The organism is Anoxybacillus pushchinoensis (assembly GCF_900111795.1).
In the GTDB taxonomy this organism is placed as follows: Bacteria; Bacillota; Bacilli; order Bacillales; family Anoxybacillaceae; genus Anoxybacillus; species Anoxybacillus pushchinoensis.
The window spans coordinates 23,657-41,951 of record NZ_FOJQ01000003.1; the positions used below are offsets into that span (position 1 = coordinate 23,657).

General features: G+C 41.2%; 18 protein-coding genes, 2 pseudogenes and 2 riboswitches. Of the genes and pseudogenes, 7 read left to right on the forward strand and 13 right to left on the reverse strand.

The window, feature by feature from the left end; genetic code table 11:
- Positions 1-12: 12 nt before the first annotated feature.
- The 5 genes and pseudogenes from BM213_RS01555 to yidD form a co-directional block, all read right to left on the reverse strand.
- The gene (locus BM213_RS01555; protein WP_091700332.1) at positions 13-2,292 is read right to left on the reverse strand and encodes a ribonucleoside-diphosphate reductase subunit alpha; all 2,280 of its coding nucleotides are present in this window, start codon (positions 2,290-2,292) and stop codon (positions 13-15) included.
- 114 nt (positions 2,293-2,406) lie between these two features.
- A riboswitch (cobalamin riboswitch) is annotated at positions 2,407-2,605 on the reverse strand.
- A gap of 156 nt (positions 2,606-2,761) precedes the next feature.
- Positions 2,762-3,046 (reverse strand): annotated as a pseudogene (locus BM213_RS01560) (cytochrome ubiquinol oxidase subunit I); the annotation flags it as partial.
- Positions 3,047-3,142: 96 nt separating this feature from the next.
- Entirely contained in the window at positions 3,143-4,168 is a 1,026-nt protein-coding gene (locus BM213_RS01565) for a metal ABC transporter substrate-binding protein (RefSeq protein ID WP_091700208.1), read from the reverse strand.
- Between the two features lie 101 nt (positions 4,169-4,269).
- Positions 4,270-5,451 carry a GTP-binding protein gene (locus tag BM213_RS01570; RefSeq protein WP_091700210.1) on the reverse strand — a complete coding sequence of 394 codons (1,182 nt, stop codon included), beginning with the start codon at positions 5,449-5,451 and terminating at the stop codon, positions 4,270-4,272.
- A 77-nt stretch (positions 5,452-5,528) separates the two neighbouring features.
- Entirely contained in the window at positions 5,529-5,753 is a 225-nt protein-coding gene (gene yidD, locus BM213_RS01575; RefSeq protein ID WP_091700212.1) for a membrane protein insertion efficiency factor YidD, read from the reverse strand.
- Between the two features lie 129 nt (positions 5,754-5,882).
- On the opposite strand from yidD, the gene BM213_RS01580 reads away from it, so the two are divergent.
- From BM213_RS01580 to ytkD, 4 genes are all read left to right on the forward strand, one after another.
- The gene (locus BM213_RS01580) at positions 5,883-6,356 is read left to right on the forward strand and encodes an S-ribosylhomocysteine lyase (protein ID WP_003397762.1); all 474 of its coding nucleotides are present in this window, start codon (positions 5,883-5,885) and stop codon (positions 6,354-6,356) included.
- Positions 6,357-6,561: 205 nt separating this feature from the next.
- Positions 6,562-6,999, forward strand: a complete 438-nt coding sequence (locus tag BM213_RS01585) for a Dps family protein (protein ID WP_091700214.1) — start codon at positions 6,562-6,564, stop codon at positions 6,997-6,999.
- A gap of 81 nt (positions 7,000-7,080) precedes the next feature.
- Positions 7,081-7,389, forward strand: a complete 309-nt coding sequence (locus BM213_RS01590; RefSeq protein ID WP_003397765.1) for a hypothetical protein — start codon at positions 7,081-7,083, stop codon at positions 7,387-7,389.
- A 63-nt stretch (positions 7,390-7,452) separates the two neighbouring features.
- The gene (ytkD, locus tag BM213_RS01595) at positions 7,453-7,926 is read left to right on the forward strand and encodes an RNA deprotection pyrophosphohydrolase (protein WP_091700216.1); all 474 of its coding nucleotides are present in this window, start codon (positions 7,453-7,455) and stop codon (positions 7,924-7,926) included.
- 27 nt (positions 7,927-7,953) lie between these two features.
- On the opposite strand, the gene BM213_RS01600 is transcribed toward ytkD, so the two are convergent.
- The 4 genes from BM213_RS01600 to BM213_RS01615 all read right to left on the reverse strand — a co-directional run bounded on the left by BM213_RS01600 (position 7,954) and on the right by BM213_RS01615 (position 10,847).
- On the reverse strand, positions 7,954-8,760 hold the full coding sequence (locus tag BM213_RS01600) for an ABC transporter permease (RefSeq protein ID WP_091700218.1): 807 nt from the start codon (positions 8,758-8,760) through the stop codon (positions 7,954-7,956).
- Positions 8,747-9,517 carry an ABC transporter ATP-binding protein gene (locus BM213_RS01605; protein WP_091700221.1) on the reverse strand — a complete coding sequence of 257 codons (771 nt, stop codon included), beginning with the start codon at positions 9,515-9,517 and terminating at the stop codon, positions 8,747-8,749. The genes BM213_RS01600 and BM213_RS01605 overlap by 14 nt, the downstream gene beginning before the upstream one ends.
- A gap of 5 nt (positions 9,518-9,522) precedes the next feature.
- Entirely contained in the window at positions 9,523-10,503 is a 981-nt protein-coding gene (locus BM213_RS01610; protein ID WP_091700223.1) for an ABC transporter substrate-binding protein, read from the reverse strand.
- A gap of 101 nt (positions 10,504-10,604) precedes the next feature.
- Complete coding sequence (locus BM213_RS01615) at positions 10,605-10,847, reverse strand: DUF2584 domain-containing protein (RefSeq protein ID WP_091700225.1); 243 nt, start codon at positions 10,845-10,847, stop codon at positions 10,605-10,607.
- Between the two features lie 237 nt (positions 10,848-11,084).
- Between BM213_RS01615 and desB the strand changes: the two genes are divergently transcribed.
- Positions 11,085-12,170, forward strand: coding sequence for a Delta(10) desaturase DesB (desB, locus tag BM213_RS01620; protein WP_091700227.1), 1,086 nt, complete (start codon positions 11,085-11,087; stop codon positions 12,168-12,170).
- A gap of 67 nt (positions 12,171-12,237) precedes the next feature.
- Here the strand turns inward: desB and BM213_RS14765 are convergent, their stop codons facing one another.
- From BM213_RS14765 to pckA, 3 genes and pseudogenes are all read right to left on the reverse strand, one after another.
- Positions 12,238-12,501 carry an ATP-binding cassette domain-containing protein gene (locus tag BM213_RS14765; protein ID WP_341864898.1) on the reverse strand — a complete coding sequence of 88 codons (264 nt, stop codon included), beginning with the start codon at positions 12,499-12,501 and terminating at the stop codon, positions 12,238-12,240.
- 36 nt (positions 12,502-12,537) lie between these two features.
- Positions 12,538-12,841 (reverse strand): annotated as a pseudogene (locus BM213_RS15195) (energy-coupling factor ABC transporter permease); the annotation flags it as partial.
- Between the two features lie 190 nt (positions 12,842-13,031).
- Positions 13,032-14,618, reverse strand: a complete 1,587-nt coding sequence (gene pckA / locus BM213_RS01630) for a phosphoenolpyruvate carboxykinase (ATP) (RefSeq protein ID WP_091700229.1) — start codon at positions 14,616-14,618, stop codon at positions 13,032-13,034.
- A 176-nt stretch (positions 14,619-14,794) separates the two neighbouring features.
- A riboswitch (SAM riboswitch) is annotated at positions 14,795-14,903 on the forward strand.
- A 120-nt stretch (positions 14,904-15,023) separates the two neighbouring features.
- Between pckA and metK the strand changes: the two genes are divergently transcribed.
- Entirely contained in the window at positions 15,024-16,229 is a 1,206-nt protein-coding gene (metK, locus tag BM213_RS01635; RefSeq protein WP_091700231.1) for a methionine adenosyltransferase, read from the forward strand.
- Between the two features lie 62 nt (positions 16,230-16,291).
- Positions 16,292-18,178, forward strand: coding sequence for an asparagine synthase (glutamine-hydrolyzing) (gene asnB, locus BM213_RS01640; protein ID WP_091700233.1), 1,887 nt, complete (start codon positions 16,292-16,294; stop codon positions 18,176-18,178).
- Here asnB and BM213_RS15130 read toward each other — a convergent pair.
- Entirely contained in the window at positions 18,169-18,282 is a 114-nt protein-coding gene (locus BM213_RS15130; protein WP_143091163.1) for a glycosyltransferase family 1 protein, read from the reverse strand. The two genes, asnB and BM213_RS15130, sit on opposite strands and share 10 nt — an antisense overlap.
- Between the last annotated feature and the right edge of the window lie 13 nt (positions 18,283-18,295).

Consider the following 18,295-nt stretch of genomic DNA (forward strand, 5'->3'; position numbering starts at 1 on the left):
TGTTTCTCTCCCTTATGATGAGCAAACGTCGCATTCTTCAATTGTTACTGCTGTGCTACGAACGTAATATGTCGATTTCAATCGTTCTTTCCATGCGGTTAAGTGCAAGTCAAGAAGATCTTTTGCTTTAATTGTGTTGTATACATATAAATTAAAGCTTAAAGACTGATCGACATGTTTTTGTCGCGCTGCATTTTGACGAATGCTCATTTTTTGATCCACTTCGTAAGCGTTATCGTAATACCAATACGTTTTGGCGCATAAATCAGGTACGGTCACCGGAATTTTATAATTCTTCTTTTCTTCAAAATATAAACGGTTAAATACAGGGTCGCATGACGCTGTTCCGTTTGCTAAAACGGAAGTCGAAGCATTCGGTGCGGGTGCCATTAAATAGCCGTTTCGTACACCGTGCTTCATGACTTGTTGTTTTAAATCGTCCCAATCTAAATCATCATGTGATGTGTAACCACGAAGTTCAAAGTATGCGCCTGTATGCCAATCCGAACCCTCAAAAGCAGGATACGCTCCTTTTTCTTTCGCTAATTCCATGCTCGCTTTAATTGTGAGATAAGCGATTTTCTCAAATAATTTATCGGCAAATTGAACGCTTTCTTCACTATTCCACTTCATACCTTTTAACGCTAATAAATGATGCCATGAGAACGCTCCTAGACCAATTGCTCGATATTTTTTGTTCGTTATGACCGCCTGTAACACTTCGATACGGTTTTCGTTTAAGTCGATGACGTTATCTAACATGCGAACTTGAATAGGAATCAACCGCTCTAATACATCGTCTTGTACCGCACGAGCTAAATGAATGCTTGATAAGTTACATACGACAAAGTCGCCCGGTTTTTTATGGACAATAATTTCTCCATCTTGTGTGTATTCTTTTGTTACTGTAGTAGCTGACATATTTTGCATAATTTCGGTGCACAAATTAGACGAATAAATCATTCCTGCATGTTTATTTGGGTTCATGCGATTCGCTTCGTCGCGATAAAACATATACGGTGTTCCTGTTTCTAATTGTGATTTCATGATACGTTTCATAATTTCAATGGCAGGTACACGCTCTTTACTTAAATCAGGATGGTTGACACATTCTTCGTATTTTTCTCGGAATGAGCCTGAACCACGTTGTTCATCGTAAAAATCTTCAAGTCCTAATGGGTTTCCGCCTTTGTCTTTCCAACCCATCACTTGTTTCACTTCATGCGGGTCGAATAAATACCAATCCCCACGTTTTTCGACTTGTTCCATGAATAAATCAGGAATGCATACGCCGTAAAATAAGTCATGGCATTTTTGTCGCTCATCGCCATTGTTCAGCTTCGCATCTAAAAAGGAGAAAATGTCTTTATGCCAAACGTCTAAATAGACGGCAATCGAACCTTGACGTGTTCCTAATTGGTCTACGGATACCGCTGTATTATTTAATTGCCGCATCCACGGAATGACACCTGATGATACGCCTTTAAATCCTTTAATATCAGAATTTCTTGCACGAATTTTCCCTAAATATACACCAATTCCGCCGCCGCCTTTAGATAGGCGTGCAACGTCTGTATTCGATTCGTAAATGCCGATTAAGCTATCGTCGACTGTATCAATGAAACAACTCGATAATTGACCGTAAGATTTACCTGCGTTTGCATACGTTGGTGTCGCTACTGTCATATATTGATTAGATAGCGCCCAATACGCTTCTTTTACAAGCTCCATGCGCTTTTCTTTCTTTTCGTTAGCCATGAGTGTTAGCGCAATTGTTAAGAATCGCTCTTGTGGCAATTCGTAAATCTCGCCATTGTAGCCCTTGGCTAAATAACGATCAACTAATGTTTTTAAGCCGATATATGTAAATCTTTCATCTTTTTTCGGATCGATCCATGCGCTCGCTTCTTGTAACTCTTTTTTCGTATATTGCTCAAGTAAAAACGAATCGTAAATGCCAAAATCGCAGAGCGTTGTTTGCAATTCATAAAAGTAGCGGTATGTTTCGGATACATTGTAGCCGCGGTTTGTAGCTGCTTCATCGTATAGTTGTTGTAAATAGAGGCGAGCCGCTACAAATGTCCAATCTGGTTGTTCGACGGTGATTTCATCAAGTGCATTTAAAATGAGTTTGTTCATCATGTCGTCGTATTTTCGTGTGTGCGCAAGTGCACGCACGGTACGCTCGATGTACCGCTCACTTGATAAGTGTGGAAAGTCTTTGAAAATATGAGACAATAGCGTGCGAATCGTTTCTTCATTTACTTCAGTTCGTTCTTTTATGTGCATCATGTAAAATCCCTTCCCCTTATAAAATAAAAAACATCCGCTTTTGTTGAGCGGATGAAACGATGGAAAAAGGCATGCTTTCACCATCGTTTCATCTTCTCAATCCCCGAAGAATATGAAACGGTACAAGCAAGGCAGGTCTCCTGACTCGCGCTTCATCCTACTTTGGATTCCTTCCCATATATGCGCCACAAAAGCTGACATATACAGTGGTGTTGTTTCCATTTCGTCTGCGCACACAGTTGCGGGGACAGTTCTGGATTCGCACCAGATTCCCTATTAAGTCCGTTCGGACACCTTTGCTTGTCGGTTACAATTACAATATATAGTTATTATATTGTTTGTATATCACAATATGTTGTATGAAAAACGTTTACGTTTAAAACTATAGCGGAAAATTTCAACATTTGCAATCATTATTTTTCATCATTTGCTAAATAACGATGATCTTTCATAAACAGACGCCAAAAATAAAGGAAGCGCCATTAATTTTTCCGATTACTTCCATAAAACCTGGCCATAGAAGGGAGAGCTGCACTCCTGCAATCGTACCGGATGGAATGGCTACACCAAGCAAAATGGCGAGCGCTTTTGTCCAGCGATTAGCCATAAGAGCATAGTCGTTATCTTTCGTTTTTTGATACGTGAGTTCCGCAAGTAAAATCATAAGTGGAATGCCGACGCCCAGCGTTGCGAAAATAATATGAAACGCCATTGTAGTTCCAAACAACGTTCTTGCTGTTAATACGTGGTCCATACCGAAATGTTCATCCCTTTCCATACAATGTCGTTTCATAGTTTGATGTGAAAAGGGAAAAAATATACAAAAAAATAAAGCGACCGTCGTGGTCGCTTATTGCAATGCTTTTTTTAATGCTAATATGTTTTCATTCATAATCGTAAAGTAATCTTTGTTATTTTTTATATCATCGTTTGTACGTGCTTCTAGGTTATGAAGAATAAGCACGTCTGCTCCAATTTCATTTTTGACAACTTCAGCAATTTTAGAAGTGACATTTTGCTCAAAGAAAATGTAACGTATGTTGTTGTCTTTTGCGGTTTGAATGATTGAAGCGAGCTGCTTTTGCGATGGTTCATTTGTTGGTGACAATCCTGTTACACTTATTTGCTTGATGCCGTATCGTTTTTCCCAATAGCCGTATGCCGCATGAGCGACAAGAATATCATTTCTTTTCGCTTCCTTCATTAATTGCTGGAACTCACCATCGAGCTGTTCGAGCTGTTGTTTTAGCGAAGTAAAGTTTTGCTCAAAATTTTCTTTTGCTTCAGGCTTTAGCTGGATAAATGTTTGTTTAATCGTCTCAGCCATTTGAATGGAATAGATCGGATCGAGCCAGACGTGCGGATCTACATCGCCATGATGGTGCTCATCTTCATAGGTATGTTCATCTTCATAGGTATGTTCATCTTCATGGGCATGTTCATCTTCATGGGCATGTTCATCTTCATGAGTGTGTTCATCTTCATGGCTATGATTTGTTGGAAGTAGTTCCATCCCTTTCGTCGCTTCGACAAACTCCACTTTCTCATTTTGTAGCGTCTGAATGATCCGATCGACAAATCCCTCCATCCCTTGTCCGATGTAGATAAAAGCGTCCGCATCAGCAATTTGTTGCATCGTTTTTGCTGTCGGTTCATATGTGTGTGCATCTACACCAGGAGGGTATATGCTTTCGACTTGAACGTGCTCGCCACCAATTTGTTGTGCGAAATGTTGAAGCGGATATACCGTTGTATAAACGATAAGCTGATCGTTCTTTTCCTCACTTTTCGATTCGTCCATCTGTTCTTGTTTGGAACATCCAAACAATGTTAATGTACTCGCAAGTGCGATGGATAAAATGTTTTTTAACTTCATTATTCTCCTCCTTCTAAGAAAGAAAGATGTTTCCTTTCATCAGACAGATAACATCTTTCCCGTTCCTGTTTTATTATATCGTAATCGTTACGATTTGAAAACTATGAAATAGCCGTAAATGGTGGAAGTGGATCGACAAAAGTAGACCAATCTTCTTTCATTTCTTCGTCTGTTAACAGGCATGTATCGAGTGAGGAAGAGATGACCTTTTCATCCATATCGACGCCGATAAACACGAGTTCTGTCATACGATCTCCATATGTCTCGTCCCATTTAGCACGCAATTCAAGTTCTTCTTGCAACATTTGCTCGCGCTCATGCGGAGGGTACATAGCAATCCACTCACCTGCTCCTTGCAACATAATGGACGGACCAGCTTGTGAAAGAAGACCGCACATATTGTTGCGCGAGGCAAGCCAGAAAAAACCTTTCGCTCGAACGATTTCAACAGGCCAGTTTTCAAGCCAATGCATAAGCCGCTCAGGATGGAATGGACGACGGCGGCGATAGACGAAAGAAGAAATGCCGTATTGTTCTGTTTCCGGTGTATGTTCTTCATTTAGCTCTTTCATCCATCCAGCAGATTGGCTTGCTTTTTCAAAGTCAAATAAACGTGTGTTTAAAATGTGATGAAGCGCTACTTTTCCATATGTAGCACGAATGATGTTTGCTTCCGGATTCAATTTGCACAAAAGGGCTTCCAATTCGTCCGCATCTTCTTTAGAAATGCAGTCGACTTTATTTAAAATAATGACGTTTGCAAACTCAATTTGGTCAATTAATAAATCTACAACTTCACGTGTATCTGTTTCATCCACCGCCTGCTTGCGATCTAACAACGTTTCACCAGAAGCAAAATCATGCCAGAAGCGATTTGCGTCCACGACGGTAACCATCGTATCTAACCGACATGTTGACGTTAAATCGATTCCAAACTCTTCATCCATATATGTGAACGTTTGAGCGACAGGAATAGGCTCGCTAATACCGGATGATTCGATAACAATATAATCTATGTTTCCTGTCTTAACAAGTTTCTCGACTTCTTTCATTAAATCTTCCCGCAATGTACAACAAATACAGCCGTTTTGAATTTGCACAAGCCTTTCTTCTGTACGTGAAAATCCACCTTGTTTAATTAATTCCGTATCAATATTTACTTCACTCATGTCATTCACAATAACAGCAATTTTTAACCCTTCGCGATTGCTTAAAATATGGTTAAGCAACGTTGTTTTTCCTGAACCTAAATATCCACTCAATACCGTAACAGGCACTTTCATTTGTCATTCTCCTTTCATAAAACGTAATCATTACGGTTTATATTGTTTATCATAACGAAAAAAAAGAGAAAGAACAACTATTTTTGCTCTTTCTCAGGGACAGGATCAAACCCTCCAGGGTGAAACGGATGACATTTTAAAAGGCGTTTGATCGTTAAATAGCCACCTTTTAAAGCACCGAAGCGGCGAATCGCTTCTAATCCGTAGTGTGAACAAGTCGGGTAGAAGCGGCATGTTGGCGGTTTCAGAGGGGAAATGAAACGTTGGTAAAAACGAACGAGCAAAATAAATATGTATTTCATGAGATACACCTACCCCTATTTTTGTTTATTGTAACATAGTTGTTTGAAGCAATTCCAATAAAAAAAGATGAAAAAAGTTGGACTTTTGTGTATGATAAAAACGTGACAATTGAAAAAGAGGTGAGAAATATGCCTTCAGTAGAAAGCTTTGAACTGGATCATTGTGCGGTTAAAGCACCGTACGTTCGCCATTGCGGCGTTCATCAAGTCGGTAGCGACGGTGTTGTGAATAAATTTGATATTCGTTTTTGTCAGCCGAATAAAGAGGCGATGCAGCCAGCAGCTATTCATACGCTCGAGCATTTGCTTGCGGTACATATTCGCAAGCATGCCGAGAAGTATGACCATTTTGATATTATCGACATTTCCCCAATGGGATGTCAAACGGGCTACTATTTAGTAGTTAGCGGTACGCCAACAGTCGAAGAAATTATTGATTTGTTAGAAGCGACGATGAATGAGGCGTTAACCGTGACAGAAGTACCAGCCGCAACAGAAAAAGAGTGCGGTCAAGCAAAGCTGCATGATTTAGAAGGAGCGAAGCGATTGATGCGCTATTGGCTATCACAGCCAAAGGAAGAATTGAAAAAGGTGTTCGGTTAAAAAATAAAGGTTCAGGCGCGCTATACGTCTGAGCCTTTATTTTTTCAGTTGGCAATTTATCAGCTATGCTTTCGAAGCGGTAACTACCAATACAATGGTTACATGTCTCTCTACATTGTTCATGCAAAAACGTATCGTTTTCCAAAAAATTTTTTGTTTGTTATAATGAAAAAGGGGAAAGTTTATAATCGAGGAGGGAACAAGGATGAAAGAAAAATTAATTGACATTGTCAACAAACAAATTGCAAACTGGAACGTGTTATATGTAAAATTACACAACTACCATTGGTATGTGAAAGGGCCGCAGTTTTTTACGTTGCATACAAAATTTGAAGAGTTGTACAATGAAGCGGCACTACATATTGATGAGTTAGCAGAACGTTTATTAGCATTAGGTGGAAAACCGTTAGCGACGATGAAAGATTATTTAGCGGTAGCTTCTGTACATGAAGCAAAAGGAAATGAAACAGCGGAAGAAATGGTAGCGGAAATTGTTCGCGATTTTGAGACGATGACTGAAGAATTGAAAGCTGGCATGGACTACGCCGGAGAAATTGGAGATGAAACAACAGGCGATATGCTTTTAGGCATTCATCAAAGCTTAGAAAAACATATTTGGATGTTAAAATCTTTTCTCGGATAAGGCGGATTTACCGCCTTTTTTTGTATAAAAAAAGAATACCGACTCACACTAACCGTAAACGAACGGAAAAGAGGTGGGGCGATGAAAAAGACGTACTATATTTCGGTGGCGCGCGGTGAAATTTCGCAAGTAAAAACGGCTTCACCGTGGGATTTTCGCATTGAAGCGACGGACGAACAAATTATTCAGTTGCGTGAATATTTTGATGAGATGTATTCGTCGGATTGGCAATCATTTTGGCGTGCGCATGTGCCATATGTACAATATCATTATGACCGCCCGAATGACGGTTATGATCACGCGATGAAAAAAGTGTATGGACTTATTTATGAGCTTGGGGATGAAGAAGCCAAACAACAAATTGAAACGATGGGGATCATTGAACATTGAAAGCTGTCGCCAATTGTTCTGTATGGTACAATGAAGAAAACATGCAGTTGAGGGTAGACGGCGATGATTATATTTCAAGATTATTATGGATATGATGTTCGACTGTCATTTTCTGACCATCCTTTTTCACGACGTCCAAAACATGTTTTTGTCATTTGTCGTTACGGTAACCATTGGTTATTGACAAATCACGCAGTACGTGGGTTGGAGTTTCCGGGTGGCAAAGTAGAAGAGGGAGAGACGGCAGAAGAGGCAGCTATTCGTGAAGTAAGGGAAGAAACTGGCGGCATCGTTCAAAAAGTGACGTACGTTGGACAGTACGAAGTAAACCGCCCGAATGAAATGATTGTAAAAAATATTTACTTTGCCTATGTTAAATCTTTGGAACAAAGGGAGTCGTATTTTGAAACAAATGGTCCTGTGCTCATTGAGTATATACCAGATGATATAGCAAAAGATGAACGATTTAGTTTTATTATGAAAGATGGCGTATGGACGTATACAAAACAAGAGTTACAGCGGCGGGGAATGTTGTAAAACCCCACCGCTTTTTGACGTGTGGGGTTATGCGCCCTTCACTAATTTCTTTTCAAGCCAACTTACAAGTTGATACATGATGCTCGAAAGTAAAGCAATCATAAGTAAACTTAATAAAACGAGTGTGAAGTTAAACACCTGGAACCCGTAAATAATCATATAACCGAGTCCTTGTTTAGAGACGAGGAATTCACCAACAATAACACCGACCCAAGATAAACCGACGTTTACTTTTAACGTTGAAATGATTGTAGGAAATGAAGCGGGTAAAATAGCTTCTATGAACCATTGTCGCTTCGTTGCGCCGAATGTTTGGAGCACTTTTATATAATTTGCATCGACTTCTTTAAACGATGTATAGACGACAATGGTTGTAATGATGATCGAAATGATCGCTCCCATAGCTACAATTGATGTCATATTCGGTCCGAGTGCGACAATTAAAATTGGCCCAAGCGCCACTTTTGGCATCGCGTTTAAAATGACTAAATACGGATCAACGATTTTTGATACACGCGGAAACCACCAAAGCATCGTAGCGAAACAAACACCGATAATTGTACCAACGATAAAGCCGAGTACAGTTTCTGTCAATGTTACTGTTGTATGCGCAAGCAACGTATGATCGCGTAGTTTGGTAATTAACAAATGCCAAACTGAGGATGGCGAGCTGAACAAGAGAGGATCGATCCAGCGGAAGCGGCTCGCTATTTCCCATAAGCTAAAAAATAAAACCATAATCATTATTTGAAAAAGACGGACGATTCGTTTTTCTCGTTTTTCATGTGATAGATGTTGATCATATATGCGTTGTAACCATTCATGTTTGTTCAATGTTCTCTAACTCCTTCCAAATCATTTGAAAGAGCGGTGGAAAATCTGGATGTTGGCGAGCTTGAAACGGTGTGCATGCTTTTAATGAATCTGGAACGGTAACGATTTTTTGAATTTTTCCCGGCCTTGCGGTAAATAAAACGATGCGATCGCTCATCGCAATAGCTTCGCCAATATCGTGCGTGACGAGAAGGGCAGTTTTTCGATATTGTTTTAACGTCTCCCATACGAGGTCTTCAAGCTTCAGTTTTGTTTGATAATCAAGCGCTGAGAATGGCTCATCGAGCAATAATATTTTCGGATCGGTTGCGAGTGTTCGTACGAGTGCGGCGCGCTGGCGCATCCCCCCAGATAATTCATTCGGATAGCGGTCGTCGACGTCACGCAACCCGATTTGGTGTAAAAGAGCGAGTGTTTGTTTTTCTGTTTTCTCACTATATTTTCCAGTTAGCTTTAATCCGAGTGTGACGTTTTGTTTGATCGTTTTCCAAGGGAACAAATAGTCATGTTGTAGCATATATCCGATCGTTTGACGCATGGTGTATATTTCTTTTCCTTCAATCAACACTCGTCCTTTTGTCGGTTCAATCAATCCAGCAATGATGGAAAGGAGCGTCGTTTTTCCGCAGCCGCTCGGGCCAAGAAAGGAGAGAAATTCTCCCCTCTCGACATTTAGCGACAAATGATCAAGAGCCAATACGGCGGACTGATTCGTGACGTAGGCGTGCATCACTTGATCAACCGTTAAAATGGGCATTATGTTCACCTCTTTTTCGCATTTTCGGCAAACGATGTATTGACTAAAATAGAGTGATCGACGTACGACGGTAATTCATTTGCATCTTTCATGATGTTTTGCAGATGGTTCCACTCTTCCTCATCTAAAATCGGATCTGTAGCGTATGAGCCTTGTTTTTTATAGCGATCGACGACTTTTTCAATGAGCGCGACATCCGTATTTTCAAAGTACGGTTGAATGACTGTTGCAATCTCTTTGGCGTCATGTGTTTGCACCCATTGTTGAGCTTTATAAAGAGCTCGTGTGAATTTATCAATCACATCTTTATTTTTTTCAATGAAGCTTTGTTTCGCCATAAATGTTGTGTATGGGAGATGGCCAGACTCTGTTCCAAATGAGGCGACAATATATCCTATTCCTTCTTGTTCAAATATGCTAGCAGTCGGTTCAAATAGCTGTACGAAATCGCCTGTTCCGCTCGCGAACGCATTAGCAATATTCGCAAATTCAATATTTTGAATAAGGTTTAAGTCTTTATGCGGATCAATTCCGTGCTGTTTGAGCACATACTCTCCAACCATTTGTGGCATGCCGCCTTTTCTCTGTCCTAAAAATGTACTTCCTTTCAATTGATCCCATGTGAAGTTTGCAATCGGTTCGCGTGAAACTAAAAATGTTCCGTCTGTTTGTGTCAACTGGGCAAAGTTGATGGCCGGATCAACAGCACCTTGGCTATATACGTAAATGGACGTTTCCGAACCGACGAGCCCAATATCTGCTCCGTTCGATAAAAGGGTCGTCATCGTTTTATCACCGCCCCACGTTGTATTTAGCTCAATATGAATCCCTTCTTCAGCAAAAAAACCTTTTTCAATGGCAACATATTGTGGTGCATAAAAAATGGAGCGGGTTACCTCTGCAACGCGCAACGTTTTTACATCATTTGATGAGCAAGCTGTAAGTAAGAACATGAAAATAATGAACAAAAATCCCCATTTTCGCATGCATTTCCCCTCTTTCCTTTCGTTTGCTTTATCGTATGCGCCTAACGAAAATGTGTGAATTCCCTAAAAAGAAAACCGTCGAGCATACATAGCTCGACGGTTTAGTTAATCGAATGCAAGGCGATTAATTCATATGTAACGATCGTTGTCCCGTTTTCAAGAACGAGTTTTTTGACGACAGCTTGTCCTGTCACTTCTCCGTGCTTTGTCCGTCTTACTTCTAAAGGAACATCCATTGGATATAAGCGATACCCTTCCTTCTCCAAAATAAATAAGTTATGCTCGATCCGTTTTTCCTTTCCGTTTGTGACAATCATCGTTTGTACTTCTAATGGCATGCCCATGTATTTCACCCCATACTGTGCGCTTTTACCTTCATTGAAACATATTTATTATGAATGTACAACTACATCGTATATGTTTATACCAAATAGTAAAAATAAATCATATGATCAGGTAATAAATTTTGTTGACAGGACGAGAATGTAAATGATACGATGGCAGTAAGCTTAAAAGAGAAATGTATCAATATTCGTTTCTTTTAAGTGAAGTTTTTACGTATGAGGGGAGTTTTTTATTACATGAAACAATTTCATTCATTCGGGTGGTATGCAGCTCGTATTGCTCCGTATTTGCCCGAAGAAGCATTTCGTCCTGTTCCGTCTCGATTGTTTGGTGGGCTTGCTTACATGTTCGTTTTAGTCAGTAGCATTATGACGATTTCTCTACTTGATCTTCATTGGGCGTGGAACGGATTGCTTTCTATCGTTATCGGTTTTTGTTTTGCGGGTTTAGGTTTTCTAGGGCATGAAATTTTGCACGGGACAGTTGTCAAACGGGCATGGCTTCGTGATTTGTTAGGAGGGATTGCCTTTTTGCCGCTTTGTACAGGACCGAAGCTGTGGAGAAAGTGGCATAACGCCACACACCATGTGCATACACAGCATGAGGAGCTCGATCCTGATGCATGGCCGACGATCAAACGTTTAGCTCAAAGTCGTTTTCTCCGTTGGATTTATCGTATTCCGTTTCCTATTCGTGCGTTTTTCTCGTTTTTGTCATTAGCAGGGATGTTTACCGTTCATTCGCTTCATATGCTTCTTCATTTTTGGAAGGAGTTTGAGCGCGGAAGTCGTCGTGCTGTATTTTGGCAGTTTGTATTGCCATGGTCGGTATGGATTGGTTTGCTTTTTGCGATTGGCATTGAGAAATGGATATTCGCGTTTGTTCTTCCTTTGCTAATTGGCAATGCGATTGTTATGGGATACATTTCAACGAACCATCGTTTAAATCCGCTCGTTCCGGTCAACGATCCGTTAGCGAACAGTTTAACAGTTATCGTTCCGAAGTGGGTAGATGTGTTACATTTTAACTTTTCCCATCATACAGAACATCACTTATTTCCAGCGATGAGCTCAAAATATTATCCGTTAGTGAAGCAATATATTAAACAACTATGGCCGGATCGTTATCATGAAATGCCGATGACAAAAGCGTTAATTGCGCTATGGAAGACGCCACGGCTTTATCATGAACAAACGGAGCTGATCGAACCACGCGGGGGGCACGTGTACGGAACGCTTGGAAACGGATTAAATATAGATGACATTTCGGATAAAGGGAAAGAAGAAGATATCACTATAAAAAAAATAGCTAAGCAAAAATAAAGCGTCGCGTGCCGGCGCTTTTCTTATATGTTGAGAGACGTGGCAAAATACGCCACGCCTTATTTTTTCATTGTAACATGAGGGGGAGTTTCAAATGGTGTTCGTGTAAAAACGGTTCGTTCGTTAATATTGCTTCTGTTTGACCGTCATATACGATCGTTCCATCAGCGAGTACAATTGTTCGTTCACAACATTCAAGCACAAAGTCAAGATCATGTGTTGTAACGACTCTTGTGTGAGGTAATGATCGAACGAGTTGAATAAGCGCCCGTCGTGCTTTTGGATCTAACGCAGCTGTTGGTTCGTCCATGAGCAATATGTTCGGTTTCATCGCAAGGATAGTAGCGAAAGTGACGAGACGTTTTTCCCCTTCTGAAAAAAAGAGTGCTTGAATAAACAAAATGACTGCCAAAGTTAAAAACGCTGCATACGGATCGAGCAACGCTGCAAGCAGCAATCCGTCGTCTAAATGTCCACTTGACCCTGTACCCGGGATGCAAAGTTAATCATTTGCGCCGCAAATACAAATGCTCCGAGCACCCCCATAAGAAGTAGCTTTTTTTCATCCGCTTCGATGTTTAACTTTTTTAATGAATAGCTTGCTATTCCCGCGGTAGCCCCCACATCGCTATTCCTACCGCAGGTGAAATAAGCGCATCTGACATATGCACCATAAATCCCCCCCCTTATGTCTTATTATAGGGGATATGTATCATTGAAAGTCATTTCATTTTTCTTTTTCGTTTTCGTTTGGTTGTGATACAACGTTTCTTTTTTTGTCACAAATCCCGGTTTTATCTTTGTCGTTTGTGCGAGATGACAAAAATGAAAAAGCTGCCGATGAATAGGCAGCTTTTTTTGTTATGCAATTGGTCCACCGAGTTGTTCAATACGCGGATCAACATTCGTAAATTTTTTAAAGTTTTCGCGGAATTTAGCCGCGAGTTGTTTAGCTTTTTGTTCGTATGCTTCCTTGTCTTCCCATGTGCTCTTTGGCTGCAACACTTCATCAGGGACACCTGGGACATGGAGAGGAATATGCAAACCGAAAATTGGGTCTTGAACGGTTTCGACGTTGTTTAATTCTCCTTCTAACGCTGCTTTCACCATGGCGCGCGTATAAGATAGCTTCATTCGCTCGCCAACCCCGTATCCACCACCGGTCCAACCTGTGTTTACTAAAAATACTTGAACGCCATGGGCATCGATTTTTTGCCCGAGCATCTCCGCGTAACGCGTTGCAGGAAGCGGTAAAAACGGTGAGCCAAAGCATGTAGAAAACGTTGCTTCAGGCGATGTTACTCCGCGTTCCGTACCAGCGAGTTTGCTCGTGTAGCCGCTTAAAAAATGGTACATCGCTTGTTCTTTCGTTAGTTTGCTAATTGGTGGCAATACACCGAACGCATCTGCTGTTAAAAAGACGATTGTATGTGGATGACCCGCCACGCTCGGTTGAACAATATTGTCCATCGCTTCGAGCGGATACGCAGCGCGCGTATTTTCGGTAAGTGTCGCATCATCGTAGTTTGGTATGCGCGTGTCTGGATCGATGATGACGTTTTCTAATACAGAGCCGAAGCGAATGGCATCGAAAATTTGAGGCTCTTTTTCGCGCGATAAATTGATGCATTTTGCATAGCAACCGCCCTCGATATTAAAGACGCCGTTGTTCGACCACCCGTGCTCATCATCGCCGATTAAGCGACGGCTTGGATCGGCAGAAAGAGTCGTTTTTCCTGTGCCGGATAAACCGAAAAAGAGTGCGACATCTCCTTCTTGCCCTACGTTTGCTGAGCAGTGCATCGGGAAAATTCCTTGTTCTGGTAATAAAAAGTTCATTACAGAGAAAATAGATTTTTTCATTTCGCCAGCATACTCTGTTCCACCAATGAGCACTGTGCGACGTTCAAATGAGATGATAATAAACGTTTCTGAACGTGTGCCGTCTACAGCTGGATCAGCTTTAAACGTTGGAGCAGAAATGATTGTAAATTGCGGCTCGTGCGTTTTTAGTTCCTCTGCTGTTGGACGAATGAATAATTGATGAGCGAATAAATTATGCCAAGCAAACTCATTCACTACTTGAATAGGTAAACGATAAGCTGGATCGGCACCCGCAAAACCGTTAAATACGAACACTTCTTTTTTTGTCATTAAATAATCAACGACTTTATTGTAAAGACGATCAAACACTTCTTCAGAAATTGGCTGATTAACTGTTCCCCAGTCAATTTTATGTTTAACAGATAATTCTTCAACGATATATTTATCTTTTGGGGAACGGCCTGTATATTTTCCGGTCGTTGCGCAAACAGCACCGGATGAAGTGAGAATGCCTTCTTGACGAGTTAACACTTTTTCTACTAATCGTGGTACAGATAAGTTATGAAAAACCCCATCCCTTTGCAAGAGTGTTGATAATTTGTTTGTCAGTTCAATGGAATTCATTGGACAAAACCTACCTTTGTTTGATTTATTCTTCATGTAAAAAAGTATAACACATTTTAATAAATAATCCATACTAATTCGTGTATTTTTCTTGAATTTATTTTCAAGATCATTGTGGCATAAAAAACATTGACTCGTTTCATACAGATATGATATGATGCTGAAATGAACGGATACTCTTATCCCGAGTTGGTGGAGGGGGACAGGCCCGATGAAACCCAGCAACCGTCACATGCGTGAAAAGGTGCTAACCTGTGGCAAGGGGACGCCCTTGAACGATAAGAGTGAAAGGCGCAGACAAATGCAAAAACCTTTCCTCTGAGGGAAAGGTTTTTTTCACGATAGACCATAATAAGAGGGATGAGTACCGTATCATTTGCCATTATACTGAGGAGGAATGTTTAAATGCCTAAACGTCGTCTGTTTACATCTGAATCTGTAACGGAAGGGCATCCGGATAAAATTTGCGACCAAATTTCCGATGCGGTTTTAGACGCGATTTTAGCAAATGATCCAAACGCGCGTGTTGCATGCGAGACGAGCGTAACGACAGGACTTGTTTTAGTGAGCGGAGAAATTACGACATCTACATATGTAGATATTCCGAAAATTGTTCGCGACACGATTCGTGAAATTGGCTATACCCGTGCGAAATACGGTTTTGATGCAGATACGTGCGCCGTATTAACGTCAATTGATGAGCAATCACCAGACATTGCGATGGGTGTTGACAAAGCGTTAGAAGCGCGTGAAGGACAAATGACAGACGAAGAAATTGAAGCGATCGGTGCAGGGGACCAAGGATTAATGTTTGGCTTCGCGTGCAACGAAACGAAAGAGCTTATGCCGCTTCCAATTTCGCTCGCCCATAAACTTGCGCGCCGTTTATCAGAAGTGCGTAAAGAAGACATTTTACCTTACTTACGTCCGGACGGAAAGACGCAAGTAACGGTCGAGTACGATGAAAACGGTAAGCCTGTGCGCATCGATACGATCGTTGTTTCTACACAACATCATCCAGAAATTACACAAGATCAAATTGTGCGCAATATTAAGGAGCATGTCATTAAGCCTGTCGTTCCAGTAGAATTGATCGACGAAAACACAAAATACTTCATCAACCCAACAGGTCGCTTCGTAATTGGTGGTCCACAAGGCGATGCAGGTTTGACAGGACGTAAAATTATCGTTGATACGTACGGCGGTTATGCTCGTCACGGCGGTGGAGCATTCTCAGGAAAGGATCCAACAAAAGTGGACCGTTCGGCAGCATATGCCGCTCGCTACGTAGCGAAAAACATCGTTGCAGCAGGTCTTGCGGATAAATGTGAAGTGCAGCTAGCGTACGCGATCGGTGTTGCGAAGCCTGTATCTATTTCGATTGATACGTTCGGAACAGGTAAAGTATCTGAAGATATTTTAATCGAAGTTGTTCGCAATAACTTTGATCTTCGCCCAGCAGGCATTATTAAAATGCTCGATCTCCGTCGCCCGATTTATAAGCAAACAGCAGCTTATGGTCACTTCGGTCGCACGGACATTGATCTTCCTTGGGAGCGTACAGATAAAGCGGAAGCATTAAAACAACAAGCGTTACAGTTAGCGAAGTAAGCAAGAGAAAGAGGGTTGCATCATGTAACTCTCTTTCTTTGCTAAAAAAGTGGGGTGGCATAATGTGTGGATTCGTTGGTTGCATTTATGATCGACCGAAGCAAGCATGTGATGAATGGAAAAAGACGTTCCAACAAATGAATGATATCATTACTCACCGCGGACCAGACGATGAAGGATATTTTTTTGATGAGCATGTACATTTCGCATTTCGACGTTTAAGCATTATTGATTTAGAAGCAGGCCATCAGCCGCTCTCATACGAAAACGACCGATACTGGATCATTTTCAATGGAGAAATTTACAACTATATTGAACTGCGTGCACAGCTCGAGCAGAAATATACGTTTGCGACGCACTCAGATACGGAAGTGATACTAGCGTTATACGCTGAAAAAAAAGAGGCATGTGTGCAACAATTGCGCGGTATGTTCGCTTTTGTTATTTGGGATAAAGAAGAAAAAACGGTATTTTCTGCGCGCGATCCGTTCGGAATTAAGCCATTTTTTTATGCTGCCCAAGATGATCGTTTCCTCGTTGCTTCGGAAAAGAAAAGCCTTTTGTTAGCAATAGACGGGGATATTAACAAAGAAGCACTTCACCATTATTTAACGTTTCAATATGTTCCAGAGCCGTTGACGATGACGACAGGTGTTTATAAGCTAAAGCCAGGTCATTACATGGTAAAAAAAATCGGCGAACAACCGACATTTGTTCGCTATTTTACTCCATCGTTCACGCCGACAAATCAATCGGAAGAAAAGTGGATTGCCGATATTCGAAACGCTCTTATGAAGTCTGTTGAAGTGCATATGCGCAGCGATGTACCAGTCGGCTCTTTCTTATCTGGGGGAATCGATTCTTCGCTCGTTGTCGCCGTGGCGAAACAATTTCATCCTCATCTTGAGACGTTTTCAGTCGGGTTTGCTCATGAAGGATTTAGTGAGATTGACGTAGCAAAGGAAACAGCTGAAAAGCTAAATGTTCGACATTATAGCTATATAGTTTCCCCGGAAGAATATGTACAACATCTGCCGCACATTATGTGGCACATGGATGATCCTCTCGCTGACCCAGCAGCTGTGCCTCTTTATTTTGTTGCTCGTGAAGCAAGAAAGCGCGTTACCGTCGTATTATCAGGTGAAGGGGCAGATGAACTGTTTGGGGGATACAATATTTACCGTGAACCACATTCGTTACGTTTCTTTACCTATCTTCCGAAGCCGATGAAGCACATATTGCGCGTACTCGCCCGTCTTCTTCCAGAAGGGATGAAAGGAAAGAGCTTTATTGAGCGTGGTACGACGCCATTACGCGACCGATATATTGGCAATGCGAAAATGTTTGAGGAGAAAGAAAAAGCTCTTATATTGAAAGAATATAAGAGTCATTGGGCATATACGAGCATCACGAAACATTTGTACGATGAAACGTCTTTGTATCATCCGGTCGAACAAATGCAATATGTCGATTTGCATACATGGTTATGCGGTGACATTTTATTAAAGGCTGACAAAATGACGATGGCTCATTCCCTCGAATTGCGCGTCCCATTTTTAGATAAAGAAGTGTTCGATGTTGCTAAGCATATTCCTGCTCATTTGAAAACGAAGAATGGGACGACGAAGTATATATTGCGAAAAGTGGCAGAAGGACTTGTACCAGATCACGTATTATACCGTAAAAAACTCGGTTTCCCTGTTCCGATTCGCCATTGGTTAAAAGATGAATTGTACGATTGGGCAAAAACGACGATTCAACAAAGTGAAACGGATGACGTATTCCATAAGCATGTTCTTTTACAGTTGCTTGATGAGCATGCGACAGGAAGAGCTGATTATAGTCGGAAATTATGGACGGTGCTTATGTTCATGATTTGGCATGCCGTATACGTAGAGGAGAAGTATGATTTCTTCAAAGAACACGTTGCTATCCGCTCTCATGCGTAACGAGAGTGACGCGTGTGAATGACTTGCTCGTAGTGGGAAAGAAGTTCGCTGAATATGTTTTCCCAGTCTTTCGTCTGGGCATATTCGCGAGCGGCTTTCCCCATTTGTTTTCGCTCC

Bases quoted from the DNA above. Each gene is read 5' to 3' on its own strand.
- BM213_RS01555 (WP_091700332.1), bottom strand. From the start codon at position 2,292: ATGATGCACATAAAAGAACGAACTGAAGTAAATGAAGAAACGATTCGC.
- BM213_RS01565 (WP_091700208.1), bottom strand. From the start codon at position 4,168: ATGAAGTTAAAAAACATTTTATCCATCGCACTTGCGAGTACATTAACA.
- BM213_RS01570 (WP_091700210.1), bottom strand. From the start codon at position 5,451: ATGAAAGTGCCTGTTACGGTATTGAGTGGATATTTAGGTTCAGGAAAA.
- yidD (WP_091700212.1), bottom strand. From the start codon at position 5,753: ATGAAATACATATTTATTTTGCTCGTTCGTTTTTACCAACGTTTCATT.
- BM213_RS01580 (WP_003397762.1), top strand. From the start codon at position 5,883: ATGCCTTCAGTAGAAAGCTTTGAACTGGATCATTGTGCGGTTAAAGCA.
- BM213_RS01585 (WP_091700214.1), top strand. From the start codon at position 6,562: ATGAAAGAAAAATTAATTGACATTGTCAACAAACAAATTGCAAACTGG.
- BM213_RS01590 (WP_003397765.1), top strand. From the start codon at position 7,081: ATGAAAAAGACGTACTATATTTCGGTGGCGCGCGGTGAAATTTCGCAA.
- ytkD (WP_091700216.1), top strand. From the start codon at position 7,453: ATGATTATATTTCAAGATTATTATGGATATGATGTTCGACTGTCATTT.
- BM213_RS01605 (WP_091700221.1), bottom strand. From the start codon at position 9,517: ATGCCCATTTTAACGGTTGATCAAGTGATGCACGCCTACGTCACGAAT.
- BM213_RS01610 (WP_091700223.1), bottom strand. From the start codon at position 10,503: ATGCGAAAATGGGGATTTTTGTTCATTATTTTCATGTTCTTACTTACA.
- BM213_RS01615 (WP_091700225.1), bottom strand. From the start codon at position 10,847: ATGGGCATGCCATTAGAAGTACAAACGATGATTGTCACAAACGGAAAG.
- desB (WP_091700227.1), top strand. From the start codon at position 11,085: ATGAAACAATTTCATTCATTCGGGTGGTATGCAGCTCGTATTGCTCCG.
- BM213_RS14765 (WP_341864898.1), bottom strand. From the start codon at position 12,501: ATGAAACCGAACATATTGCTCATGGACGAACCAACAGCTGCGTTAGAT.
- pckA (WP_091700229.1), bottom strand. From the start codon at position 14,618: ATGAATTCCATTGAACTGACAAACAAATTATCAACACTCTTGCAAAGG.
- metK (WP_091700231.1), top strand. From the start codon at position 15,024: ATGCCTAAACGTCGTCTGTTTACATCTGAATCTGTAACGGAAGGGCAT.
- asnB (WP_091700233.1), top strand. From the start codon at position 16,292: ATGTGTGGATTCGTTGGTTGCATTTATGATCGACCGAAGCAAGCATGT.
- BM213_RS15130 (WP_143091163.1), bottom strand. From the start codon at position 18,282: ATGGGGAAAGCCGCTCGCGAATATGCCCAGACGAAAGACTGGGAAAAC.